Below are 25,036 nucleotides of genomic sequence, written 5' to 3' on the forward strand. Positions count from 1 at the left end.
TTATCGTCTACATCCTGTACCTGCGTGTGTCTTTGTGTTTTTTTTTTTTTCCAGCCAGAGGACGGCATACGAGTTTCCCTTTGGCCTGGTGGGCTGGGAGAGGGTGATAAGGGACGATCCATACACCGCTCAGAGCCCGCAGGTTCCCACCCAGCCACCGGGCCGGCGCCCGGGGACACCGGCCCGCCACTCCTCCGCGAAGCGACCGGGACCGCCCCCGAAGGTGGCGGTCCCGGTCCTGCTGCTGGCACTGGTCTGTTTCGCGGTGGGCATCTGGGCGCTGACCCGGATCTGAGCCGCGCGCTTCCCCGCTACCAGGCGGAGGGCGGCCCGTACTCCCGCGTCCGGACGTCTTCCGCGCCCTGTCCCGGCGCCCGGCCCACCCGCCGCCGTGCGAGCAGCGTCCAGGCACCGAGCCCGACCAGCAGCACCGTGCCCGCGCCGATCCCGGACGCCGCGACCAGCGCCATCCGGTCGCTCCTCGCGGCGTCCTCGCTGCTCTGACCGTTCGTGGCGTCGTCCAGCTTCTCGGGCGTCACGGTGAAGTCCCCGGCGGGCCCCGCGTACCCCGGCCCGCTCTCCGCCCGGCCCTTGACGTTCACCCGCAGCGTCAGCCCGTACGGCTTCTCCCCGAACACCTCTCCGACCTGCGGATTGAGGCTGACCCGCAGGTAATACCAGCCCGCGAACCGCATGTCGCTGTCACCGCTGCCCGACCCGAAACGGTTCTCGTACGCCACCGGCGGCAGCGGCTCCAGGGCCGTCGTCTTCTGCTTGCCGTCGTACGACATCGAGTCCCTGCTGTCGACCAGGCCCCGCGCCGGGTTGTACAGGGACACGGCCACCGCGCCGCTCACAAACCCCGTCCCACCGGAGCTGCCCAGGTCGGCGCTGACAAAGAGCTGCTGTCCCCAGTCCACCGGCACCCGGTAGAAAAGAGAAGCGCCCGGCTCGATCCTCGCCGTCCACTCGCCCTGCGTCAGCCCGGTGGCGTCGTAGAAGCTCGTCCCGCCCTCACGCACCCGCGGCCCGTCGCCGACCGGCTCGGGAGAGGCACTGGGCCACACCGACGGCGCCTCGGAGGGCCCCGCCTCCCTGAGACCGGGCTCGGACACATGCCGGATCTCCAGATCCCACGGCTCGGGTGTGGAGGTGTCCTTGCTGGTCCGCTCGACGACGACAAAGTACGGGCCCGCCTCCTGGCAGGAATACGCGTCCTTGCCGATCACCCGGTAGGCATAGGCGGCGAGCGGCCGGGCGAACTCGCCGGAGACGCCGAACCCCGCGTCGTTGGAGCTGCAGTCGTTGCCCTCACGGTTCTGCACGGAGACCTTGATCTTGTCCCCGTACGCCACCTTGGTGTTCAGCTTCGGCACGGCCACGGCGGAGACATAGGCGTTCGTCTTCGCGTCCAGGTCCAGCCGGTAGATCAGCTTGCCGCCCGGCCTGATCGAGTCGCGGTAGGTGGACCCGGCGTCGAGCCGCTCCGCGTCGCTCGTGGTCGCCGCTCCGATGATCCGCACGGCTCCGGGCTGGAAGACATACGGACTCGGCTCACCGGCCGCCTCCGCCTGCCCCGGCAGCGCCGCCACCGCACATATCGCCGCCATCCCCGCCAGCGCCACCCGGCCCCTGCTGCGCCGCCTCTTCACGCGCTTCCCCTCGGTCGTCCCGGCCGCCCCGCGCCGCCCCGGTCGCGGCAGCCGGTCCATCCTGCCCCGGCGTTCCCACCGCTGTCTCGCGCCCGCCGAATCAACCCGCCAGGGCGTATCCGCCGGGCACGCCCTGACCCACCCCGACAACGTTCGCCTCCGCGAGCGAACGATTCACGCGAGCGAAGAGAAACCGTCCCTCCACGGCCCGCACGGCGTGGTCCGGACAGCACGAAGCCCCGGCCGCTCGGCGGCCGGGGCTCGCAATCGGACTCTGCTGCGTCTCACACACCCGAACCTGCGGGCACGGAGTCGGTCGCCTCCGTCCACAGATCCTGCTCGGCGCGATCCGCCTGGATCTGGCGGTACACGAGGAGCCCGCCGATGGCGGCCAGTGCGACCAAGAGAAGCTTCTTCACCGCGCGACCTCGTCTTTCCTTGGCGTAAGGGACTTCTGGCGCCCGACTATACACACCGACCGATACCGATCGGTGACCTCCCCGCACCCCGTCCCCCGCCTTCACCAGCGAGAAAGCCCGGCCGGTCACAGCGGCCCGCGGAGCGCTCCCGGGCCGTACGGGCCGGCTCCGTACACACACGTTCCGTAAGGGCCGATCGGCGCGAAGCGGGCCACAGCGAGTGCTCGGTCCCGCACCATTTCCGGATTCCGCGCCGGCCTCCCGAACCAGGCCCCGTCCCATCGAACCGGCCGCCTCCCTCACCCCCGCGGCGACCTCAGATGGAAGTCGCGGTCAAAGGCCTGCCGGAATTGCGGGAACCGCTCGGACTTCGGATCCAGCAGGTCCATCAGAGCGACCAATTGCCGCTGCATCGCCTCGATCCGGAAGAACGCCGGTCCGGCGTCCCCGGCCAGACGGTCGATGTCCGCCAACGGCTGCCGGAACCACCGGCCGAAACCCTCGTCCGTGTCGAGCTTCACACAGAACTCCACAAAGCCGAGGCACCGCCGTCTGCCGGGCTCACCCTCCGGATGGACCATCAGCTCGCCGATCGCCCGCTGCTGAGTACGGAAGAGACACAGTTCGTTGCCCTCCGCGGATATACGGCTCAGCGATGAGCCGATCTCGGAGATCTTGACCATGACGTCCCGGTTGATACGGGAGCGGCCGAGGTCGAGGAACTGGATGTCCCGCCGCAGGATCTCCACCCAGCCGAGATACTCGGCGAGGACGAAGACCGTGGAGCGCCGGACGTACTCGGCCTCCTCCTCGTTGCCCAGCGTGAGAAACGACGTCAGGAATCCGCTGGCCGGCCCGGGCCTCCGGTCGACGACGTGACCGTGCAGGATGTTGAACAGCCTGCTCTGCAGGTCGAAGGCGGCCCAGGCCAGTGAGGCCCCGTAAGCCTCCATCAGGTTGCGCTGCTCCATGGCGCGCAGGCGCCGCTGCTGCCAGTAGCCAAGCAGGGCCGCCACTGACGCGCTGACCAGCGCGACCATCGCGGACACCAGCGTCAGGACATCCATGACGCGTTCTCCCCCCGGAGGACGGCTCTACGGCCGCGCCGTACGAACCCGCCGCATCTTAGGGCCTCCCGTTCGGATGCCGGACTCGCGTGCCCTGGCACGCCGATGCCGGACCAGGGCCGCCGCGCCGGCCGCCGCCGCATCACGCGTAAAGCCTGAAGTCGCCTGTCCACAAGGCAGTTGGAGAATGAGGACCGCGGCCAAGAACACCGGGCCGTCCCGTAATCCCCGACAACGCGGCGAGGCGCCGTAGCTGACGTCGCGCGCCCGCCGGGGATTACAGCCGTCAGGGGGTCCGCTGGGTAAAGGCCCAAGAGAACCACGCCACGCCGATCACGCAGATCACGAACCCCGCGAAAAGGATCCACCGCACAAAGGCCCAATCCGGCTTCCCGCGTTCGAAGGGGTCTTCGTCATCGCTACCGTCAGACCAACCGTGATCAGTCATGGCCCCCCGCTCGCCCCCAAGGCATGAGCCTCGGCGCGGCGGCCAAAGCCGCTGCACTCGGGGCTGCCGGCAGATCTACTCATCGGCTGATGTCAGCCATAGATGCCGAAGACCCCCAACCATGATCGGTCGGGGGTCTTCGCGCCAGTGGGGCTAACAGGATTTGAACCTGTGGCCTCATCCTTATCAGGGATGCGCTCTAACCAACTGAGCTATAGCCCCGCGCTGCCCCTGAAGATTAGCGCACTTCAGGGGCAGTCCCAAAATCGATACCCGGCCCTCACTCGTCCTCGGCGAGCGTGAGCTCAACACCGCCCACGAAGCCCGCCGACAGGTTGTAGATGAAGGCTCCGAGCGTCGCCAGCGCCGTGGCCAGCACCACATCGATCACCGCGATGACCGAGGTGAAGATGAGCACCCTCGGCAGCGACAGGAACGACTGCAGATCGAACCCGTTGCCCTCGTTCGAGCCCGTGGCCTCACTGATCGTCCCGCCCACCGTCGAGAAGACGCCCATCGCGTCCATGACCATCCACAGCACCGCCGCCGCGACGATCGTGCACACGCCCAGCGCGATGGACAGCAGGAAACTGACCTTCATCACCGACCACGGATCGGCCTTCGCCACCCGCAGCCGCGCCTTGCGCGTACGTGGTGTCGTCCGCGCACCCGTCCTCGGCTTGCGCACCGCCGAGGCCGACTTCTGCTGACTGGTGGCGGCCCGCTGCTGGGCCGCCGGCTGGGCCGGCTGGCCCTGGAGACCCTGCTGTCCGCCATGAGTTACCCCGCCCTGCGGCGAGGGATACGCCTGCGGCGGGTGGTAGGGCTGCGCAGCCTGCTCCGACTGCCCAGATCCATACGTCTCGTACGGGGGCTCTTGCCCCCGGGTATCGGTCACCGTAACCCCCTGGGAGTCCGTGGCAGGGCCACGAGCACCGTTCCCTCCGGAAGCGGCCGATCCGGCGCCCGTGGCTCCACTCACGCTTTACTCCTCGTGCTCCCCGGCCGAGGGCTTGCTGCCCCCGGCGACCTCGGCCGTACCCGCCGATTCGGTCCCCGGGTCATCGCTCCCGTCGACCTCTTCCGCCTCACGGCCAGCCTCGGCATTACGAGCGATACCGACGACGGCGTCGCGCTTACCAAGGTTGATCAGTTGGACGCCCATGGTGTCACGGCCCGTCTCCCTGACTTCGTTGACTCGCGTGCGAATCACACCGCCGCCGAGGGTGATGGCCAGGATTTCATCCGTCTCCTCGACCACCAGCGCGCCGACGAGGGAACCACGGTCCTCCACAATCTTGGCAGCCTTGATACCGAGGCCACCACGACCCTGGACGCGATATTCGTCGACAGCGGTTCGCTTCGCGTACCCACCATCTGTAGCAGTGAACACGAACGTACCGGGCCTGACGACATTCATCGAGAGCAGTTCGTCCCCTTCGCGGAAACTCATCCCCTTGACACCCGATGTGGCGCGTCCCATCGGACGCAGCGCGTCGTCCGTCGCGGTGAACCGGATCGACTGGGCCTTCCTGCTGATGAGCAGCAGATCGTCCTCCGCCGACACCAGCTCCGCGCCGATCAGCTCGTCGTCACCGCCCGCCTCCGTCTCCCGGAGATTGATCGCGATGACACCACCCGCCCGAGGCGAGTCGTAGTCCTTCAGCGGAGTCTTCTTCACCAGACCGGCCTTGGTGGCCAGGACCAGATACGGCACGGCCTCGTAATCACGGATCGCCAGGATCTCCGCGATCCGCTCGTCCGGCTGGAAGGCGAGCAGATTGGCCACATGCTGACCCCGCGCGTCACGGCCGGCGTCCGGCAGCTCATACGCCTTCGCCCGGTACACCCGGCCCTTGTTCGTGAAGAACAACAGCCAGTGGTGCGTCGTCGAGACGAAGAAGTGGTCGACGATGTCGTCTTCCTTGAGCTTCGTACCGCGAACGCCCTTGCCGCCACGCTTCTGCGACCGGTAATCGTCCGTCTTCGTACGCTTCACATAGCCGCCACGCGTGATCGTGACGACGATGTCCTCCTCCGCGATCAAGTCCTCCATGGACATGTCGCCATCGAAGGGCACCAGCTTCGAACGCCGGTCGTCACCGAACTTCTCGACGATGACGGCCAGTTCCTCGCTGACGATCTGACGCTGCTTCTCCGGCGACGCCAGGATCGCGTTGTACTCATTGATCTTCTGCTGCAGCTCGTCATGCTCCGCGACGATCTTCTGCCGCTCCAGAGCCGCCAGCCGGCGGAGCTGCATCTCCAGGATCGCGTTCGCCTGGATCTCGTCGATCGTGAGCAGACCCATCAGGCCCTCACGCGCGATCTCCACCGTGTCACTGCGCCGGATCAGCGCGATGACCTCGTCGATCGCGTCCAGCGCCTTGAGCAGACCGCGCAGAATGTGCGCCCGCTCCTCGGCCTTGCGCAGCCGGAACCTCGTACGCCGGACGATGACCTCGATCTGGTGCGTCACCCAGTGCCGGATGAACGCGTCCAGCGACAGCGTGCGCGGCACACCGTCGACCAGCGCCAGCATGTTCGCGCCGAAATTGGTCTGCAGCTCGGTGTGCTTGTACAGGTTGTTCAGGACGACCTTCGCGACCGCGTCCCGCTTCAGGACGACAACCAGCCGCTGGCCCGTACGCGAAGACGTCTCGTCACGGACGTCCGCGATGCCACCGATCTTCCCGTCCTTGACCAGGTCGGCAATCTTCTGCGCGAGATTGTCCGGATTGGTCTGGTACGGAAGCTCCGTGACCACCAGGCACTGACGGTTCTGGATCTCCTCGACCTCGACCACCGCGCGCATCGTGATCGAACCGCGGCCCGTACGGTACGCGTCCTCGATGCCCTTGCGGCCCACCACCAGCGCACCGGACGGGAAGTCCGGACCCTTGATCCGCTCGATCAGCGCGTCGAGCAGCTCCTCATGACTGGCGTCCGGGTGCTCCAGCGCCCACTGCGCACCCGCGGCGACCTCACGGAGGTTGTGCGGCGGAATGTTCGTCGCCATACCGACGGCGATCCCGGCCGAGCCGTTGATCAGCAGATTCGGGAACCGCGCCGGCAGAACCGTCGGCTCCTGATTACGGCCGTCGTAGTTGTCCGTGAAATCGACGGTCTCCTCGTCGATGTCCCGGAGCATCTCCATCGACAGCGGCATCAGCTTGCACTCGGTGTACCGCATGGCGGCGGCCGGGTCATTGCCCGGAGAACCGAAGTTGCCGTTGGAGTCCACCAGCGGCATCCGCATCGACCACGGCTGCGCCAGCCGGACCAGCGCGTCATAGATCGAGGAGTCGCCGTGCGGGTGGTACGTACCCATGACGTCACCGACGACACGGGCGCACTTGTAGAAGCCCTTCTCGGGCCGGTAGCCACCGTCGTACATCGCGTACAGCACACGCCGGTGGACGGGCTTGAGACCGTCCCGTACGTCCGGCAGCGCACGCGACACGATGACGGACATCGCGTAGTCGAGATACGAGCGCTGCATCTCCGTTTCGAGCCCGACCGGCTCGACCCGCAGCGCCAGGCCCTCCACCGCCACAGCGGCCTCCGGGACCACCGGCGTGTCCGGGCTTTCGGGCGTGTCAGGAGTGTCAGGGGTGTTCTCGTCGGCCATTGCTGGTCAGTGTTCCTTTCGGCCTTTTCGAATCCGTCAGCAGAGACCGACTCAGATGTCGAGGAAGCGGACGTCCTTGGCATTGCGCTGAATGAAGGAACGCCGCGCCTCGACGTCCTCGCCCATCAGCACCGAGAACAGATCGTCGGCCTGAGCCGCGTCGTCCAGGGTGACCTGGCCGAGCACACGGTGATCGATGTCCATCGTGGTGATCCGCAGCTCTTCGGCGTTCATCTCGCCCAGGCCCTTGAAGCGCTGGATCGAGTCCTCGCGGATCCGCTTGCCGTTCTGCTTGCCCAGCTCCACCAGGGCATCGCGCTCCCGGTCGGAGTACGCGTACTCGAAGTCGTCCCGGCCCCACTTGATCTTGTAGAGCGGCGGACGCGACAGATACACGTGCCCGGCCTCGACCAGCGGCCGCATGAAGCGGAACAGGAACGTCAGCAGCAGCGTGTTGATGTGCTGACCGTCGACATCGGCGTCCGCCATCAGGATGATCTTGTGATAGCGGAGCTTCTCGATGTCGAAGTCCTCGTGCACACCAGTGCCGAACGCCGAGATCAGCGCCTGAACCTCGGTGTTCTGCAGGATCTTGTCGATCCGGGCCTTCTCGACGTTCAGGATCTTGCCGCGGATCGGCAGGATCGCCTGATACATCGGGTTACGGCCCGACTTCGCCGAACCACCGGCGGAGTCACCCTCCACGATGAAGATCTCGCACTTCGACGGATCATTCGACTGGCAGTCGCTCAGCTTGCCCGGCAGCGACGCGCTCTCCAGCAGACCCTTGCGGCGCGTGAGATCACGCGCCTTACGAGCCGCGACCCGGGCCGTGGCGGCCTGGATCGACTTACGGATGATGTCCGCGGCCTCGTTCGGATTGCGGTCGAACCAGTCCGTCAGATGCTCGTGCACGATCTTCTGCACAAACGTCTTCGCCTCGGTGTTACCGAGCTTGGTCTTCGTCTGCCCCTCGAACTGCGGCTCGCCCAGCTTCACCGAAATGATCGCGGTCAGACCCTCGCGGATGTCCTCACCGGCGAGGTTGTCGTCCTTCTCCCGCAGAAACTTCTTCTCCCGCGCGTAACGGTTGACCAGACCCGTCATCGCCGCACGGAAACCCTCCTCGTGCGTACCGCCCTCATGCGTGTGGATCGTGTTCGCGAACGAGTACACACCCTCGCTGTACTGCGCGTTCCACTGCATCGCGATCTCCACCGAGAGCAGCCGGTCCCTGTCCTCGGCCTCGATGTCGATGACCGTCGGATGGATCAGCTCACCCTTACGGGAATTGAGGTACTTCACAAAGTCGACAATGCCGCCCTCATAGAAGTACTTCACCGTGCGGACCCGCTCCTCGTCCGCCTCCTCGACCGTGTCCCCGCCCGCGACCTCCGCACCAGCGACGGCCTTCGCCGACTCACGCTCGTCCGTCAGCGTCAGAGTCAGCCCCTTGTTGAGGAAGGCCATCTCCTGAAAACGCCGGGACAGCGTCTCGAACGAATACTCCGTCGTCTCGAAGATGTCCGGATCGGCCCAGAACGTCACCGCCGTACCGGACTCGGCCGTCTCCTCATTACGCACCAGCGGCGCGGTCGGCACACCGAGCTTGTAGTCCTGCGTCCAGCGATAGCCGTCACGCTTGACCTCCACCGCGACCTTCGACGACAAGGCGTTGACCACCGAGACACCGACGCCGTGCAGACCACCGGAGACGGCATAACCGCCACCGCCGAACTTACCGCCCGCGTGCAGCACGGTCAGCACGACCTCGATGGCCGGCTTGTTCTCCGACGGAACGATGTCCACCGGGATACCTCGGCCGTTGTCGATCACGCGCACCCCGCCGTCGGCGAGGATCGTGACGTCAATGGTGTCCGCGTGACCCGCCAGGGCCTCGTCGACAGAGTTGTCGACGACCTCGTACACCAAGTGATGCAGTCCACGCTCACCGGTCGAACCGATGTACATGCCAGGCCGCTTACGGACCGCGTCCAGGCCCTCCAGCACAGTGATGGCACTGGCGTCGTACGAGGCGGTCACCTCGCCGTGCTGACCAGTCGAGGTGGACGGAGTCTTCTCATTGGGGTTGCCGGAATCGGCCACGAAGCGCCCTTTCTGGCACAGCACAGGCCGTTCTCCGAGCAAGCGGGATCGGCTGCGTCGTTCGGCTTGTGTCGACGTGTCCCGCAAGCGCAGCGGGATTTCCCATCAGTCTACCGGTAGCGCCGACCCGAATGGGGGTTTGCCGGTACCTGAGTCCGCATGTGCCGCCCTCGACGAGCGCCTACCGACTCCCCATATTCGGGAAGGGGCTCCAAGAGGCTCACACCGGCATTGAGCGCTTCGGCCTGTCAACCTCCCGCTACGGTGAGGGACGCCTCATCCTTCCCGGACGATCTCCCAGGCCACCGCCGTACGCGAAAGCCACCCGGACAACGGCCCGGCCCAGCCCCCGGACCACACCCACGGGCAGGAACACAGCCGGCGCGCACACGGAAAACCCGGCCCGCACGGCGATCCGTCGCACACCCGCCCCGGCACCCGACGGACCACTCCCGGCCCGCACACCGTCAAGGCCGCCGCCGCCCCATCAGCCGTACGTGTCTCCCGGGCCCTTACTCCCCGGCGCCCGCAACCGACCGAACCGCTGCGGCGGCCCGCCAGGCCCCAGCACCTTGATCACCCGCACGGTGCCATGCCCCAGATCCTCATTCAGCCGCGCCACCAGCCGCGGCGCCAGCAACCGCAACTGCGTCGCCCACGCCGTCGAATCGCACTGCACCGTCAGCACACGCTCGTCCTCACCCTCGTCATACCGCTGCGGCACACAGTGCTTCGCCACGTCCTCACCGACGATCTGCGACCACCGCCCCATCACCCCGCCCACCGCGGCCGGCGTCTCCCAGCCACGCTCCGTGATCAGCCGATTGATCGCCGCACCCAACGGCAGCGGATCACGACCATCCGCCCGCGCGCCCGAACGCAGCCCACCACCGCGCCTGGCCTGCTTCTTCTGCTGCGCGGCAGCACCCCGCGCACGCGCCTGCTCCTTCGCCGCACGCAACGCGACCCGCGCGAGATCCACACCAGACGACTCAACAGGCTCCGGCACCTCAGGCCCCTCAGACCTTCCCGCGCCGCTCACACCCGCTCCACAGCGCCGTCGGCCACCACGAACCGCGCACCCGCCAGCACACCCGGCACATCGTCATCCACCGCGGCGGTCACCAGCACCTGCTCACCCGGCGCCACCAGCTCCGCGAGCCGCTCCCGCCGCCGCGCGTCAAGCTCCGCGAACACATCGTCCAGCACCAGCACCGGCTCATTACCCTCAGCACGCAACAAGTCGTACGAAGCCAGCCGCAGCGCCAGCGCGAACGACCAGCACTCACCATGACTCGCATAGCCCTTCGCGGGAAGCTGCCCCAGCTTCAGCACCATGTCGTCACGGTGCGGACCGGCCAACGTCACACCCCGCTCGATCTCCTGCTTACGCACACCGGCCAGGGCCGCCAGCAACCGCTCATACAGCTCATCACGCGTATGCGCGCCACCACCCGAAGAATCACCGCCGAAACTCTCACCGGACTCACCCGCGGAGACCGCGGAAGAGGACCGGTACTCCAGCGCCACCGGACCACCACCGGGAGCCAACTGCTCGTACGCCTTGTCCGCCAGCGGCTGCAACACCGCGATCAGATCCACCCGCTGCGCCAGCAACTCCGCGCCCACACGCGCGAGATGCTGATCCCACACATCCAGCGTCGACAGATCCATCCCGCGCCCGCCGTGCCGCCGCGCCATCGCCGCCGACTTCAACAGCGTGTTGCGCTGCCTGAGGACCCGGTCATAGTCCGACCGCACACCCGCCATCCGGGGCGACCGCGCCGTGACCAGCTCGTCCAGAAACCTGCGACGCTCGCCAGGATCACCCTTCACCAGCGACAGATCCTCCGGCGCGAACAGCACCGTCCGTATGATCCCCACCACATCACGCGGCCTGACCTGCGACGACCGATTGATCCGCGCCCGGTTCGCCCGCCCAGGATTCAATTCCAGCTCCACGAGCTGCGAACGCTCACCCTGGGTCACCGCGGCCCGGATCACCGCCCGGTCCGCCCCCATCCGCACCAGCGGCGCGTCCGAGGACACCCGGTGACTGCCGAGAGTCGCCAGATAGCCGATCGCCTCGACAAGATTGGTCTTCCCCTGCCCGTTCGCCCCCACGAACGCGGTGACGCCCGGGGCAAGTGGAACCTCGACCCGGGCGTACGACCGGAAGTCGGCCAGCGACAAATGCGTGACGTGCATGGATGAACGCAGGCCTCCCTCGGTGTCAGGGCTCTACTTCTTCGACCCGTTCGACTCGACCGCATGGCCGCCGAACTGATTACGCAGCGCCGCGACCATCTTCATCTGCGGCGAGTCGTCCTGCCGGGACGAGAACCTCGCGAACAGCGACGCCGTGATCGCGGGCAGCGGCACCGAATGGTCGATGGCCGCCTCGACCGTCCAGCGGCCCTCGCCGGAGTCCTGGGCGAAGCCCCGCAGCTCTTCCAGGTGCTCGTCCTGGTCCAGAGCGTTGACCGCCAGGTCCAGCAGCCAGGACCGGATGACCGTGCCCTCCTGCCAGGACCGGAAGACCTCACGGACATCGGTGACCGAGTGAACCTTCTCCAGGAGCTCCCAGCCCTCGGCATAGGCCTGCATCATGGCGTACTCGATGCCGTTGTGAACCATCTTGGCGAAGTGGCCCGCACCGACCTTGCCGGCGTGCACAGAACCGAAGTCACCCTCCGGCTTGAGCGCGTCGAAGACCGGCTGCACCTTCTCCACATGCTCACTCGCGCCGCCGTACATCAGCGCGTAGCCGTTCTCCAGGCCCCAGACACCGCCCGAAACACCGCAGTCGACAAAGCCGATGCCCTTGATGCCCAACTCCACGGCGTGCTTCTCGTCGTCCGTCCAGCGGGAGTTCCCGCCGTCCACCACGACATCGCCGGCGGACAGCAGCGCCGCCAGCTCGTCGATCGTGGACTGGGTCGCGGCACCGGCCGGGACCATCACCCACACAACCCGCGGACCCTTGAGCTTGCTCACCAGCTCCTGGAGGCTGTGAACATCGGCGATGTCCGGATTGCGGTCGTATCCGATGACGGTGTGGCCTGCGCGGCGGATGCGCTCGCGCATATTGCCGCCCATCTTGCCGAGACCGATGAGACCGAGCTCCATCAGGCGTTCCTTAAGCGTTGAGGCGATTCGTACCCGGGCCCGAGCCTACGCCGGGGCCCGGCTACTCACCTGTGGGGTCAGCCGCTCAGCCGCACCGGCATGATCAGGTACTTGTACGCCTCATCCGCCTCGGCGTCGACGGCCGGCCTGCCGCTGAGCAGCGCCGGCTTCGTGGACGTCGTGAAGGAGAGCTGAGCGACCGGCGAATCGATCGCGCTCAGGCCGTCCAGCAGGAAGGTCGGGTTGAAGGCGATCGAGATGTCGTCACCTTCGAGACGCGCGTCGACCCTCTCCACAGCCTGTGCGTCGTCGCTCGAACCGGCCTCCAGGATCAGCACACCCTGCTCGAAGCTGAGCCGCACCGGCGTGTTCCGCTCGGCGACCAGGGCCACACGCTTGACGGCCTCGACGAACGGAGCGGTCTCGATCACCGCGACCGAGTTGAACTCGGTGGGGAAGAGCGTGCGGTACTTCGGCAGATCACCTTCGAGCAGCCGGGTGGTCGTACGGCGGCCCGCGCCCTCGAACCCGATCAGCCCCTCGCCTGCGCCCGACCCGGAGAGCGCCAGAGTCACCGTGTCACCGCTGGTCAGCGCCTTGGCGGTATCCAGCAGCGTCTTGGCGGGCACCAGAGCGACCGCGGAGATGTCCGCGGCTTCCGGCTTCCACAGGAACTCGCGTACGGCGAAGCGGTAACGGTCGGTCGAGGCCAGGGTGACCGTGTCGCCCTCGATCTCGATCCGGACGCCGGTCAGCACCGGCAGCGTGTCGTCACGGCCCGCCGCGATGGCGACCTGGGAGGCGGCCGAGGCGAAGACCTCACCGGGGACCGTGCCGGTCGCCGTCGGCATCTGCGGCAGCGCCGGGTACTCGTCCACAGGGAGTGTGTGGAGCGTGAAGCGCGAGGAGCCGCAGGCCACGACCGCGCGTACACCGTCTGTGGAGATCTCGACCGGACGGTTGGGCAGGGCGCGGCAGATGTCCGCCAGCAGCCGGCCGGAGACGAGGACGGTGCCGTCCTCCTCGATCTCGGCGTCCACCGAGACCCGTGCCGAGACCTCGTAGTCGAAGCTGGAGAAGCTGAGAGCGCCGTCCTCCGCCTTCAGCAGAAGGCCCGCGAGTACGGGCGCCGGCGGACGGGCCGGAAGGCTACGGGCCACCCAGGCCACCGCCTCCGCGAGTACATCGCGCTCCACCCGGATCTTCACCGGAACCGCCTCCTGCTGTTGCTGGCTCGCCCTGCTGGCCTTCGTCGTCGGCTGTGATGCCGGGGACCAGTCTGACGTACGGCGCCGACAGTCGCTGCGGCTGCGGGTCAAGTCGGTGCGACGGGCCGGGGAGGCCGCCCGCCCAAGTTGTGCACAGGCCCCGCTTCGAAGCGGATTCCTCGTTAACTCTGAGTGGCAGTAGTAGTAGGGCCTGTGGAAACCGTGGATAACGTCATCTGCCCAGGTCAGACCCGATTTTTTGTCCACCGACCCTGTGGGCGCGGCCGGTGGACAACTCTGCCGATCTGTGGACAGGCGAAAGTTCTGCACACCCGATGCACAGGAGACATGGACTTCTCCCCAGTGCCGTCCCCAGCTTTACCCATGTTCCCCACAGCCCAATCGGGCTTGTTGGTGTGACGCCTTTCACTCGGCTCAGTGATCCCGGGCGTTTCGTTGCCGAACAGTGGACAGGGGTGTGGAGAAGCTGTGGGCAACTTGATCGGCCCTGTGGGCCGCCGGTGGACAAGCAAGGCGGCACCCTGTGGAAGACTTTTTCGTCCACAGCCTGTGGAGCGCCGTGAGACACAATTCCACAAGGCTCTGACCTGGCCCGATGGCATTCCGACGGGTGCGCCTGTGGACACAGTCTGGACAACTTCACAGTCCCCAGGCTGTGGACGAAGGATTGCTCTCCGATCTGTGGAGAAGACCCATCCGCCGCCATGTATTCGAACAGCGGTGAGCGGCGGACGGCACGCCGGGGCGGCCGATCCTGGGGTCACGGCATGCCGCAGGGCGCCCCGGGACGGTGTCCCCGAGCGCCCTGCGGCAGGTCCGAGCGGGCTGTGTCAGCCGTTCTTGATGCGGTTCGTCAGCTCGGTGACCTGGTTGTAGATGGAGCGCCGCTCGGCCATCAGCGCGCGGATCTTCCGGTCCGCGTGCATCACGGTCGTGTGGTCGCGGCCGCCGAACTGCGCGCCGATCTTGGGCAGTGAGAGATCCGTCAGTTCCCGGCAGAGGTACATCGCGATCTGGCGGGCCGTCACCAGCACCCGGCTCCGCGACGATCCGCAGAGATCTTCCACCGTCAGTCCGAAGTAGTCGGCCGTCGCCGCCATGATGGCGCTCGCGGTGATCTCCGGGGCGGCGTCCTCGCCGCCCGGGATCAGGTCCTTGAGCACGATCTCGGTGAGGCCGAGGTCCACCGGCTGCCGGTTGAGCGAGGCGAAGGCCGTCACCCGGATGAGCGCGCCTTCCAGTTCCCGGATGTTGCGGGAGATCCGGGAGGCGATGAACTCCAGGACCTCGGGCGGGGCGTTGAGCTGCTCCTGCACCGCCTTCTTGCGCAGGATCGCGATGCGGGTCTCCAGCTCCGGCGGCTGGACGTCGGTGGTCAGGCCCCACTCGAAGCGGTTGCGCAGCCGGTCCTCCAGGGTGATCAGCTGCTTGGGCGGCCGGTCGGAGGACAGCACGATCTGCTTGTTGGCGTTGTGGAGCGTGTTGAAGGTGTGGAAGAACTCCTCCTGTGTCGACTCCTTGCTCGCCAGGAACTGGATGTCGTCGACCAGGAGGATGTCGACATCTCGGTAGCGCTTGCGGAAGGTGTCGCCCTTGCCGTCGCGGATCGAGTTGATGAACTCGTTCGTGAACTCCTCGGAGCTGACGTACCGCACACGGGTGCCCGGATAGAGGCTGCGCGCGTAGTGCCCGATGGCGTGCAGGAGATGGGTCTTGCCGAGCCCGGACTCCCCGTAGATGAAGAGCGGGTTGTACGCCTTGGCCGGCGCCTCGGCGACGGCGACCGCCGCCGCGTGTGCGAACCGGTTGGACGCGCCGATGACAAAGGTGTCGAAGAGGTACTTGGGGTTGAGCCGGGCGTGGGGCTCGCCGGGGCCGGGTGCCGGGGCGGGCTGTGCGCCCAGAGGGCCCGCCACTCCGCCGCGGCCGTCGTTGGGTCCGCCGCCGTGGCGCGGTGACCGGGGCTCCGGCAGATCGTGCCGCTCGCCGCGCTGTTCGTACTGCGAGCGCTCGGGTCCCTGAGGCTGCCGGTAGTCGTGGGACGGCTGAGTGGGCCGGGCGGTGGCGTACGGGTCGCGCTCCTGGTATCCGCCGAGCCGGGGCTGCTGCCAGGAGAGGTCCTCCTGGTCGCGCGGCCAGGCGCCGGGATCGGGCCGCTGCCGCTGGTAGTCCGGGTACGCGGGGCGGACTGAGGGCATGCCGTCGTCCGCGGGGCGGTGTCCGTAGCCGTCGTATGTGTCGCTCTGCCGGTCGTCGTGCTGAGGCCCCTGGTAGCGGTGCTGCTGGGGCACGGGCGGGGCCGGCGGGGTGGGCTCGCCGACGGAGTCGTCGACGGTGATCGCGATCCGGATGGGCCGGCCGCATTCATGGCTCAGGGTCTCGCTGATGAGGGGTGCCAGGCGGCCTTCGAGGACGCGCTTGCCCCATTCATTGGGGACGGCGAGCAGCGCGGTGTCGGCGACGAGTGCGAGGGGCTGGCAGCGCTCGATCCACTGCTTGTCCTTGGGCTCGACGCCCTGCTGGCCCTCCCTGAGGAGTTGCTCCAGCACGCGTGGCCACACTGCGGCAAGATCGGCGGGTACATCAGCCACAGGGCACGCTCTCTCGCAGGTCCCACGAATGTGTGGTTCTCGGGACGGGGTGGGAAGACCGGCAGGAAATGAAGCCGGAGTTCAGCCACGGTAGTCAGGGCGACCCGCGAGGTTCAAGTTGTTGTCCACAGCCTGTGCACAATGGAGTCCGGCACCGAGCTGGTTTGACCGGATGGCGTAGCCGCGCGTACCGTGACCAGGTCGAGTTGTCGATGGCTGCTGCCGCCTGCCTCCGATGGGCAAAGATCACGATCTGTGGTTGTGAAGCGGTGCACTCGGGCGTGAACGCGAGTTACTCGTGGGCGCACGGTGACAGCCAGGCGATGTCCCGCCACCACACATATCTTTCTGGAGCCCTCGAGTGAGCAAGCGCACCTTCCAGCCGAACAACCGCCGTCGCGCCAAGACCCACGGGTTCCGGCTGCGGATGCGTACCCGTGCCGGCCGCGCGATTCTCGCGTCCCGCCGTGGCAAGGGTCGCGCCCGTCTGTCGGCCTGATCGCCAATAGGTCGTGTCGTGCTGCCTACCGAGTATCGGCTGAGGCGGCGCGAGGATTTCGCGACCGCGGTACGCCGAGGACGCCGGGCCGGACGCCCGCTTCTTGTCGTCCATCTACGCAGCGGTGCTACGGACCCGCACGCGCCTGGGGAGAGCGCTCCCCCGCCGCGTGCGGGTTTCGTCGTAAGCAAGGCCGTGGGTGGAGCAGTCGTGCGCAACCTGGTGAAGCGGAGACTGCGTCACCTGATACGCGACCGACTGCCCGAGCTGCCCCCCGGTAGCCTGGTTGTCGTACGGGCGCTGCCCGGAGCGGGTGACGCCGAATATGCACAGCTGGCCCGAGACCTGGACGCCGCTCTTCGGCGGCTGCTGGGAGGGGGCGCGCGATGAAATACCCGCTGCTGGCTCTGATCAAGTTGTACCAGTGGACGATCAGCCCGCTTCTCGGGCCTGTCTGCCGGTACTACCCGTCGTGCTCACACTACGGATACACGGCCATCGACCGGCATGGCGCGGTGAAGGGCACGGCGCTGACCGCCTGGCGCATTCTGCGGTGCAATCCGTGGTCGCCGGGTGGCGTGGACCATGTCCCACCACGTAAACGCCCGCGTTGGCATGAACTGCTGCGCAACGCGTGGCGCGGCAGTAAGGGCGGGAACTCCGCCGCTGGCGTGCCTTCCGGGGGATCGGCCCCCGACACCCCCAGTTCGGCCGCAGAGACCTCGCCCGACGCTCAAGGAGCCTGATTAGTGGACACGATTGCCAGTCTCTTCAGCTTTATCACCACACCTGTTTCATGGGTCATCGTCCAGTTCCACAGCCTGTACGGGGCGATCTTCGGCCCGGACACGGGTTGGGCCTGGGGGCTGTCCATCGTGTCCCTGGTGGTACTGATCCGGATCTGTCTGATCCCGCTTTTTGTGAAGCAGATCAAGTCGACCCGGAACATGCAGGTGCTCCAGCCCAAGATGAAGGCGATCCAGGAGCGCTACAAGAACGACAAACAGCGTCAGTCCGAAGAGATGATGAAGCTGTACAAGGAGACGGGTACCAATCCGCTCTCCTCGTGTCTTCCCATCCTGGTGCAGTCGCCGTTCTTCTTCGCCCTGTACCACGTGCTCTCCGCCATCGCGAGCGGTAAGCAGATTGGTTTCATCAATCAGGGGCTGCTCGACAGCGCCCGCCAGGCGCACATTTTCGGTGCTCCGTTGGCCGCCAAGTTCACGGACGGCAGCGCCAAGGTGGCGTCCCTGAGCGCCTCGGTGACCGATGTTCGGGTCATCACCGCGATCATGATCGTGCTGATGTCGGCTTCGCAGTTCTACACCCAGCGCCAGCTGATGACCAAGAACGTCGACCTGACGGTCAAGACGCCGTACATGCAGCAGCAGAAGATGCTGATGTACATCTTCCCGGTGATCTTCGCCGTTACGGGCATCAACTTCCCGGTCGGTGTGCTCGTCTACTGGCTGACCACCAACGTGTGGACCATGGGCCAGCAGATGTTCGTGATCAACCAGAACCCGACTCCGGGCAGCAAGGCGCAGGACGCGTATCTGCAGCGGCTGCTGAAGGGCATCGCGGCGCACAGCGACATCCGGTCCCGGCGTAAGCGCAATGTCGTCCGGGCGATTGTGGCCAAGGGCCCTGACCGCAATGACAACGAGCGCAAGTTCATGACGGGCCTGGCGAAGGCGGGCCTGGCCGCGCAGGCCGACGGCACGGTGATCAAGAGTGACACCGCGGCTGTTGAGGCCGAGTCCGGTGGTGCGGCGAAGCGGCAGCAGCCGAAGCGCCAGACCAAGGCGAAGCGGCAGGCCGCCGCTACGCATTCGGGTACGGACGCGTCGACGCCGGCCACGGATTCCGAGGCCCACGGTGATGCGGCGAAGACTTCGTTGCAGAAGAAGAGCGAGCCGCAGGACACCACGTCCAAGCCGGCGGGCAAGCCCGCTGCCGGTTCCGCACGCCAAGCCAAGCCAGGGCAGCGCAAGGGCCAGCAGCGGCCCAAGCACCCGTCCAAGAAGTAAGAAGGAGTCCATCCGTGACGGAAGGCACCATCTCCGCCGCCGAGGGGGGCGACACCTTGACCCGCCTGGAGCAGGAAGGGGAGATCGCCGCCGACTACCTCGAAGGTCTGCTCGATATCGCTGATCTCGACGGCGATATCGATATGGACGTCGAGGCCGACCGGGCCGCGGTCTCGATCATCAGTGACTCGGCCGGCCGGGATCTGCAGAAGCTTGTGGGACGTGACGGTGAGGTGCTGGAGGCGCTTCAGGAGCTGACGCGGCTCGCAGTGCACCGGGAGACCGGGGACCGCAGCCGGCTGATGCTGGATATCGCGGGCTTCCGGGCCAAGAAGCGCACCGAGCTCGCCGAGCTGGGTGCCAAGGCCGCGGACGAGGTGAAGAGCACCGGTGAGCCGGTGAAGCTGGATCCCATGACGCCCTTCGAGCGGAAGGTTGTGCATGACGCGGTCGCGGCCGCGGGCCTGCGCAGCGAGTCCGAGGGCGAGGAGCCGCAGCGCTTTGTCGTAGTGCTCCCGGCCTGAGCGGTCCATCATTTTTCGGCCCCGTCTGTTTCGCAGGCGGGGCCGATCCTTGTCAGCCTGATAGTCAGCCACCAGGCGGTGGTTCGGTATGGAAGGACGGTTCCCGTGACGGAGACAGCAGAGCTTCCCCCTGCGCCGGAAGAGGCACGGACTGTTTTCGGTGAGTTCTTTCCGGAGGCGGTCCGCTATGCGGAGCTGCTGGCGGACGCGGGAGTCAAGCGCGGTCTGATCGGTCCCCGTGAGGTGCCACGGCTGTGGGAGAGGCATCTGCTGAACTGTGCGGTGCTCTCGGAGGTCGTGCCCGAGGGCGTGATGGTCTGCGATGTCGGCTCGGGCGCGGGGCTTCCCGGGATTCCGCTGGCGCTGGTGCGGCCGGATCTGAAGATCACGCTGTTGGAGCCCTTGCTGCGGCGGACGAACTTTCTCCAGGAAGTGGTCGAGCTGCTGGGGCTGGACCATGTGACGGTGGTGCGTGGAAGGGCTGAGGAGGTCCTTGGCACGGTGCAGCCGGTGCATGTGGTGACGGCGCGCGCGGTGGCTCCGCTGGACCGTCTGGCGGGCTGGGGAGTGCCGCTGCTGCGTCCGTACGGCGAGATGCTGGCGCTCAAGGGCGACACGGCCGAGGAAGAGATCAAGGGAGCCCGTGCGGCACTGGGCAAGCTCGGCGTGGTCGGGACGTCGGTGCTGCATGTCGGCGAGGGGATCGTTGATCCGCTGGCCACGGTGGTGCGGGTGGAGGTCGGCGAGAGTCCGGGGGGTGTGCGGTTCGCCACAAAGCGAGCCAAGGCTGCCAGGGCGGGTCGTGCGAGGCGTCGTCGCTGAGCCGTACAGTGCGTACTGCCTCAGTGATGCTCCATACAAGGTGCCGTACCTACGCACGCGGAGTGTCGTGACTGGGTAGCCCTGTGGCAGATGCATCGTGTTTCACGTGAAACGTCGTTCGCTGCTGCAGGGAATTATCAGTCGTGGTCGCGAGGCTGCTACGCCGCGTAGTCGAAAGCCCCTCGTAAGAGGGATGGGGTTGTCCACAGAGGTGGATTCCTCCACAGAACCACGGGCCTCGCTGGTTCACGAACCCGAAAGCATGGCAGGCTCTGTTCATTGCGAGTCTGAAGTCGAGGAGAGTGAATCCTTGCGGTCCGACGCCAACATCGCGGGACCGATGACCGATCCGGTCCCCGGTCCCCGCACCGAGTCGGCGGGGGAGGATGTTTCACGTGAAACGCCGCCCCCGATGGACGACACCCCCATTGGTCGCGCTGCCCAGTTGGCGGTGGAGGCACTGGGCCGCGCCGGCGAGGGTCTGCCCCGCCCCGAGCAGACGCGTGTCATGGTCGTCGCCAATCAGAAGGGCGGCGTGGGGAAAACCACCACCACGGTGAATCTCGCCGCTTCCCTGGCGCTCCATGGTGCGCGCGTCCTGGTGATCGACCTCGATCCTCAGGGCAACGCTTCCACAGCACTCGGCATCGACCATCACGCCGAGGTGCCCTCAATCTATGACGTCCTGGTGGAGAGCAAGCCACTCTCGGAAGTGGTTCAGCCTGTCCCGGACGTCGAAGGCCTCTTCTGTGCCCCGGCCACCATCGATCTCGCCGGTGCGGAGATCGAACTGGTATCGCTGGTGGCACGGGAGAGTCGACTGCAGCGGGCGATCGAAGCGTACGAGCAGCCGCTGGACTACATCCTTATCGACTGCCCGCCTTCCCTCGGTCTGCTGACCGTCAATGCGATGGTCGCCGGCGCGGAGGTGCTGATCCCGATCCAGTGTGAGTACTACGCGCTGGAGGGGCTGGGGCAGCTACTGCGTAACGTCGATCTGGTGCGTGGACATCTCAATCGCACGCTGCATGTGTCGACGATCCTGCTCACCATGTACGACGGCAGGACGCGGCTTGCCTCGCAGGTGGCGGAGGAGGTGCGGAGTCACTTCGGCAAGGAGGTGCTCCGGACCAGCATTCCTCGCTCCGTGCGTATCTCGGAGGCGCCGAGCTATGGGCAAACGGTGCTGACCTATGATCCGGGCTCCAGCGGTTCCTTGTCATATCTGGAGGCCGCCCGTGAGATCGCTCTACGGGGGGTCGGGGTGCACTATGACGTCCAGCAGGCCCATGTGGGCAGCCAGAACAGCCAGCAGAGTATTGCGGAGGGGATCCAGTGAGCGAGCGACGTAGAGGATTGGGGCGTGGGCTCGGTGCGCTGATTCCTGCCGCTCCGCAGGAGAAGCAGGTGCCCGCCTCCGGATTGGCTTCGGCTGCTCCGGGAGCGGCTCCGGTGCTGACCGCGGAGCGGGGTGTGGCTGCTGCGAAGGTCACTTCGCTGCCGCAGGCCACCACGCCGCCGGAAGCGGAGGCGGTGGCGCCGGAGCCTGAGGAGGTGTCCGAGCCTGCGGCGGCCGGGGCGTACTTCGCGGAAGTGCCGATCGATTCCATCACGCCGAACCCACGACAGCCGCGTGACGTGTTCGATGAGGACGCGCTGGCCGAGCTGATCACCTCCATCAAGGAGGTGGGACTGCTCCAGCCCGTTGTTGTGCGGCAGGTGGGGCCGGAGCGCTATGAGCTCATCATGGGCGAGCGGCGGTGGCGGGCTTGCCGGGAAGCCGGTCTGGAGCGTATTCCGGCGATCGTCCGCGCCACGGACGACGAGAAGCTTCTGCTTGACGCGCTGCTGGAGAATTTGCACCGTGCTCAGCTGAATCCGCTGGAAGAGGCCGCGGCCTACGACCAGCTCCTCAAGGATTTCAACTGCACGCATGACCAGCTGGCCGACCGGATTGGACGCTCGCGTCCGCAGGTCTCCAACACGCTGCGGCTGCTGAGACTGTCTCCGTCTGTCCAGCGCCGGGTCGCTGCCGGTGTGCTGTCGGCCGGTCATGCCCGGGCGCTTCTCGCGGTGGATGACTCCGAGGAGCAGGACCGACTGGCTCATCGCATTGTGGCGGAAGGGCTTTCGGTGCGGGCTGTCGAGGAGATCGTGACCTTGATGGGGTCGCGTCCGGAGAGCACTCCAAGGACCAAGGGTCCACGTGCCGGGGCCCGGCTGTCGCCGGCGCTGACCGATCTCGCGTCGCGTCTCTCGGACCGCTTCGAGACGCGTGTGAAGGTCGACCTGGGACAGCGGAAGGGCAAGATCGTCGTCGAATTCGCCTCGATAGACGACCTGGAACGGATTCTCGGTACGCTCGCGCCCGGCGAGGGGCGTGTGCTGGACAAGGGCCTTACCGAGGGCGCCGATGAGGAAGACGAAGGCTGAGGCTCGTCTCCAAGGCAGGGCGGGCTGTGTTCCATGCTTACCGGAACACAGCCCGCCCTTTGCTGTCTCGCGGTGTGCCGGGAACCTCTGGGTGGATACGATGCGTTCTGGTATGGCGCATCCACCTTGAGCCACCTCAGAAGGAGAGCGGGTGCCATGCGATCGGTGAGCCGTAGCCAACTGGTGTCAGCCGGGCTGGGTCTAGGAGCGCTCGGCGGCTTCGTCGCCAGTCTGCTTCGGGAACGGAGTGCGCTGACAGCCGCTTGTGGCGCGGCAGGCAAAGGGAGTGAGGATCAGCCTCCATGGGGCGTCGGCTCGTACCGCTTACGCTGGACAACCTTCAGGATCTCCCCAGGCGCTGCCGTGCGTGTGTCTTCTGGGAGCTTGATCCGGTCAGTGGGGAAGCCGCGGTAAAAGCGGGCAGGCCCGAGGTGGAGAAAGAGGCCTGGATCTCGGCCGTTCTGCTGGAGTGGGGATCGTGCGGCCGGGTCGTGTATGTCGACGATGTGCCCGTGGGCTTTGTTCTGTACGCGCCTCCCGCGTATGTGCCGCGGTCCACGGCTTTCCCGACGAGCCCGGTCTCTCCGGATGCCGTGCAGTTGATGACCGGCTGGATCATGCCGGGTTATCAGGGGCAGGGGCTCGGCCGGGTCATGGTGCAGACGGTGGCCAAGGATCTGCTGCGGCGGGACTTCAAGGCCATTGAGGCGTTCGGTGATGCGCGCTGGAAGGAGCCGGCGTGTGTGCTGCCCGCTGATCATCTGCTGGCGGTTGGTTTCAAGACCGTACGGCCGCATCCGAGATATCCGCGTCTGAGGTTGGAGCTGCGGACCACGTTGTCCTGGAAGGAGGACGTGGAGATGGCGCTGGATCGGCTACTGGGCGCGGTGAAGAAGGAGCCGGCGCTGCGGCCGCTCTGAGGCGGACATCGAATGAGTGGAACGGAAACTGGCCCATCCCCCGTGCGGAGGATGGGCCAGTTTCACGTGAAACATTGAGTCAGCGGTCGCTGACTTATTCGCCGATGAAGCTCTCCAAGTCGCGCACGAGCGCGGCCTTGGGCTTGGCGCCCACGATGGTCTTGGCGACCTCGCCGTTCTGGTAGACGTTCAGCGTCGGGATGGACATGACGCCGTACTTGGCTGCGGTGGCCGGGTTCTCGTCGATGTTGAGCTTGACGATCTCGATCTTGTCGCCGTGCTCGGCCGCGATGGCTTCCAGCGACGGAGCGATCTGGCGGCACGGTCCGCACCAGGCGGCCCAGAAGTCGACCAGTACGGGCTTGTCGCTCTTGAGGACGTCCTCTTCGAACGAGTCGTCGGTTACATGCTTCAGGTCGCCGGCCACGGCGGCCTCCTTAATTTTGTGGGGTGGGGGTGGGGATGGTCAGACGGTGGCGGTCTTCTCCGGCTCGGCGGACTTCTCGCTGTCGCTCAGGGCAGCGAGGAAGCGCTCGGCATCGAGAGCGGCGGAGCACCCGGTGCCAGAAGCGGTGATTGCCTGGCGGTAGGTGTGGTCAACGACATCACCGGCGGCGAAGACACCGGACAGGTTCGTCCGAGTCGACGGGGCAGCGACGATGAGGTAGCCCTCGTTGTCCAGATCGAGCTGGCCCTTGAACAAATCGGTCCGGGGGTCATGGCCCACCGCGATGAAGAGACCGGTCACCGGGAGCTCGGAGGTCTCGCCGGTCTTGGTGTTGCGGAGGGTCAGACCGGAGAGCTTGTGGTCTCCATGGATCTCGGCGACCTCGCTGTCCCAGGCGAACTTGATCTTGGGGTCGGAGAAGGCGCGGTCCTGCATGGCCTTGGAGGCACGCAGGGTGTCCCGGCGGTGGACGATCGTGACGGACTTGGCGAAGCGCGAAAGGAAGGTGGCTTCCTCCATTGCGGTGTCGCCGCCGCCGATCACGGCGATGTCCTGGTCCTTGAAGAAGAAGCCGTCACAGGTGGCACACCAGGAGACACCGCGTCCGGAGAGAGTGTCCTCGTTGGCCAGGCCGAGCTTGCGGTGCTGGGAGCCGGTCGTGACGATCACGGCCTTGGCACGGTGTACGGTGCCGGCAGTGTCCGTGACCGTCTTGATGTCTCCGGTCAGGTCAACGGCGATGACGTCGTCCGGGACAAGCTCGGCGCCGAAGCGCTCTGCCTGGGCGCGCATGTTGTCCATGAGATCCGGGCCCATGATGCCGTCGCGGAAGCCCGGGAAGTTCTCCACATCAGTGGTGTTCATCAGTGCGCCGCCGGCAGTGACGGCGCCCTCGAAGACCAGCGGATTCAGCGACGCGCGCGCGGTGTACAGCGCGGCCGTATAACCGGCGGGCCCGGAGCCGATGATGATCACATTACGGACGTCGCTCACGGGTTTCTTCCTCGTCTCTGGGGACTGCCTACTGGGGCCGGATCAACGACTTCACCCCATCCAACGGATCCTACGGGTCCCGCATTCCCGAGGCG

General features: G+C 66.6%; 22 protein-coding genes and 1 tRNA gene. 9 read left to right on the forward strand and 14 right to left on the reverse strand.

Going from position 1 to position 25,036, the window contains the following annotated elements:
- Positions 1-311: 311 nt before the first annotated feature.
- The 12 genes from PV679_RS20070 to dnaA form a co-directional block, all read right to left on the reverse strand.
- Positions 312-1,652: a hypothetical protein gene (locus tag PV679_RS20070; protein WP_319681704.1), complete on the reverse strand. Its 1,341-nt coding sequence runs from the start codon at positions 1,650-1,652 to the stop codon at positions 312-314.
- A 284-nt stretch (positions 1,653-1,936) separates the two neighbouring features.
- On the reverse strand, positions 1,937-2,071 hold the full coding sequence (locus PV679_RS20075; RefSeq protein ID WP_003958712.1) for a DLW-39 family protein: 135 nt from the start codon (positions 2,069-2,071) through the stop codon (positions 1,937-1,939).
- A 299-nt stretch (positions 2,072-2,370) separates the two neighbouring features.
- Positions 2,371-3,138 (reverse strand): hypothetical protein, encoded by a 768-nt coding sequence (locus PV679_RS20080; protein WP_319681705.1) that lies wholly within the window; start codon positions 3,136-3,138, stop codon positions 2,371-2,373.
- Between the two features lie 596 nt (positions 3,139-3,734).
- Positions 3,735-3,808: transfer RNA gene (locus PV679_RS20085), tRNA-Ile, on the reverse strand.
- A gap of 58 nt (positions 3,809-3,866) precedes the next feature.
- Positions 3,867-4,484, reverse strand: coding sequence for a DUF3566 domain-containing protein (locus tag PV679_RS20090; RefSeq protein ID WP_319681706.1), 618 nt, complete (start codon positions 4,482-4,484; stop codon positions 3,867-3,869).
- Positions 4,485-4,571: 87 nt separating this feature from the next.
- Positions 4,572-7,217, reverse strand: coding sequence for a DNA gyrase subunit A (gyrA, locus tag PV679_RS20095; RefSeq protein ID WP_319681707.1), 2,646 nt, complete (start codon positions 7,215-7,217; stop codon positions 4,572-4,574).
- 51 nt (positions 7,218-7,268) lie between these two features.
- The gene (gene gyrB, locus PV679_RS20100) at positions 7,269-9,347 is read right to left on the reverse strand and encodes a DNA topoisomerase (ATP-hydrolyzing) subunit B (protein ID WP_319681708.1); all 2,079 of its coding nucleotides are present in this window, start codon (positions 9,345-9,347) and stop codon (positions 7,269-7,271) included.
- 463 nt (positions 9,348-9,810) lie between these two features.
- Positions 9,811-10,365: a DUF721 domain-containing protein gene (locus PV679_RS20105; protein ID WP_319681709.1), complete on the reverse strand. Its 555-nt coding sequence runs from the start codon at positions 10,363-10,365 to the stop codon at positions 9,811-9,813.
- Positions 10,362-11,531, reverse strand: coding sequence for a DNA replication/repair protein RecF (gene recF, locus PV679_RS20110; protein WP_319681710.1), 1,170 nt, complete (start codon positions 11,529-11,531; stop codon positions 10,362-10,364). Before recF ends, PV679_RS20105 begins: the two co-directional genes overlap by 4 nt.
- Before the next feature lie 33 nt (positions 11,532-11,564).
- Entirely contained in the window at positions 11,565-12,452 is an 888-nt protein-coding gene (gene gnd / locus PV679_RS20115) for a phosphogluconate dehydrogenase (NAD(+)-dependent, decarboxylating) (protein WP_319681711.1), read from the reverse strand.
- Between the two features lie 77 nt (positions 12,453-12,529).
- On the reverse strand, positions 12,530-13,660 hold the full coding sequence (gene dnaN / locus PV679_RS20120; RefSeq protein WP_319681712.1) for a DNA polymerase III subunit beta: 1,131 nt from the start codon (positions 13,658-13,660) through the stop codon (positions 12,530-12,532).
- A gap of 851 nt (positions 13,661-14,511) precedes the next feature.
- Entirely contained in the window at positions 14,512-16,272 is a 1,761-nt protein-coding gene (gene dnaA, locus PV679_RS20125; RefSeq protein ID WP_319681713.1) for a chromosomal replication initiator protein DnaA, read from the reverse strand.
- A 361-nt stretch (positions 16,273-16,633) separates the two neighbouring features.
- On the opposite strand from dnaA, the gene rpmH reads away from it, so the two are divergent.
- The 9 genes from rpmH to PV679_RS20170 all read left to right on the forward strand — a co-directional run bounded on the left by rpmH (position 16,634) and on the right by PV679_RS20170 (position 23,500).
- Positions 16,634-16,771 (forward strand): 50S ribosomal protein L34, encoded by a 138-nt coding sequence (gene rpmH / locus PV679_RS20130; RefSeq protein ID WP_003949374.1) that lies wholly within the window; start codon positions 16,634-16,636, stop codon positions 16,769-16,771.
- A gap of 18 nt (positions 16,772-16,789) precedes the next feature.
- On the forward strand, positions 16,790-17,161 hold the full coding sequence (gene rnpA / locus PV679_RS20135) for a ribonuclease P protein component (RefSeq protein ID WP_319681714.1): 372 nt from the start codon (positions 16,790-16,792) through the stop codon (positions 17,159-17,161).
- Positions 17,158-17,517, forward strand: a complete 360-nt coding sequence (gene yidD, locus PV679_RS20140) for a membrane protein insertion efficiency factor YidD (RefSeq protein ID WP_319681715.1) — start codon at positions 17,158-17,160, stop codon at positions 17,515-17,517. Before rnpA ends, yidD begins: the two co-directional genes overlap by 4 nt.
- 3 nt (positions 17,518-17,520) lie before the next feature.
- Positions 17,521-18,801, forward strand: a complete 1,281-nt coding sequence (gene yidC, locus PV679_RS20145; protein WP_319681716.1) for a membrane protein insertase YidC — start codon at positions 17,521-17,523, stop codon at positions 18,799-18,801.
- A gap of 14 nt (positions 18,802-18,815) precedes the next feature.
- Positions 18,816-19,325 (forward strand): protein jag, encoded by a 510-nt coding sequence (locus tag PV679_RS20150; RefSeq protein WP_319681717.1) that lies wholly within the window; start codon positions 18,816-18,818, stop codon positions 19,323-19,325.
- A gap of 105 nt (positions 19,326-19,430) precedes the next feature.
- Positions 19,431-20,147 (forward strand): 16S rRNA (guanine(527)-N(7))-methyltransferase RsmG, encoded by a 717-nt coding sequence (gene rsmG, locus PV679_RS20155; protein WP_319681718.1) that lies wholly within the window; start codon positions 19,431-19,433, stop codon positions 20,145-20,147.
- Between the two features lie 262 nt (positions 20,148-20,409).
- Positions 20,410-21,486 carry a ParA family protein gene (locus PV679_RS20160; RefSeq protein WP_319681719.1) on the forward strand — a complete coding sequence of 359 codons (1,077 nt, stop codon included), beginning with the start codon at positions 20,410-20,412 and terminating at the stop codon, positions 21,484-21,486.
- Positions 21,483-22,580, forward strand: coding sequence for a ParB/RepB/Spo0J family partition protein (locus tag PV679_RS20165; RefSeq protein ID WP_319681720.1), 1,098 nt, complete (start codon positions 21,483-21,485; stop codon positions 22,578-22,580). Before PV679_RS20160 ends, PV679_RS20165 begins: the two co-directional genes overlap by 4 nt.
- A gap of 302 nt (positions 22,581-22,882) precedes the next feature.
- Entirely contained in the window at positions 22,883-23,500 is a 618-nt protein-coding gene (locus tag PV679_RS20170; protein WP_319681721.1) for a GNAT family N-acetyltransferase, read from the forward strand.
- A 94-nt stretch (positions 23,501-23,594) separates the two neighbouring features.
- Here PV679_RS20170 and trxA read toward each other — a convergent pair whose 3' ends face one another.
- Positions 23,595-23,927 carry a thioredoxin gene (gene trxA / locus PV679_RS20175; RefSeq protein WP_319681722.1) on the reverse strand — a complete coding sequence of 111 codons (333 nt, stop codon included), beginning with the start codon at positions 23,925-23,927 and terminating at the stop codon, positions 23,595-23,597.
- A gap of 39 nt (positions 23,928-23,966) precedes the next feature.
- Positions 23,967-24,941 (reverse strand): thioredoxin-disulfide reductase, encoded by a 975-nt coding sequence (trxB, locus tag PV679_RS20180; protein ID WP_319681723.1) that lies wholly within the window; start codon positions 24,939-24,941, stop codon positions 23,967-23,969.
- Positions 24,942-25,036: the final 95 nt, after the last annotated feature.

This window comes from Streptomyces sp. AK02-01A (assembly GCF_033795305.1).
GTDB lineage: Bacteria > Actinomycetota > Actinomycetes > Streptomycetales > Streptomycetaceae > Streptomyces.

Excerpts from the sequence above, each read along its gene's own strand:
- PV679_RS20080 (WP_319681705.1), bottom strand. The coding sequence starts at position 3,138 with ATGGATGTCCTGACGCTGGTGTCCGCGATGGTCGCGCTGGTCAGCGCG.
- gyrA (WP_319681707.1), bottom strand. The coding sequence starts at position 7,217 with ATGGCCGACGAGAACACCCCTGACACTCCTGACACGCCCGAAAGCCCG.
- recF (WP_319681710.1), bottom strand. The coding sequence starts at position 11,531 with ATGCACGTCACGCATTTGTCGCTGGCCGACTTCCGGTCGTACGCCCGG.
- gnd (WP_319681711.1), bottom strand. The coding sequence starts at position 12,452 with ATGGAGCTCGGTCTCATCGGTCTCGGCAAGATGGGCGGCAATATGCGC.
- yidD (WP_319681715.1), top strand. The coding sequence starts at position 17,158 with ATGAAATACCCGCTGCTGGCTCTGATCAAGTTGTACCAGTGGACGATC.
- PV679_RS20160 (WP_319681719.1), top strand. The coding sequence starts at position 20,410 with ATGGCAGGCTCTGTTCATTGCGAGTCTGAAGTCGAGGAGAGTGAATCC.
- PV679_RS20170 (WP_319681721.1), top strand. The coding sequence starts at position 22,883 with ATGGGGCGTCGGCTCGTACCGCTTACGCTGGACAACCTTCAGGATCTC.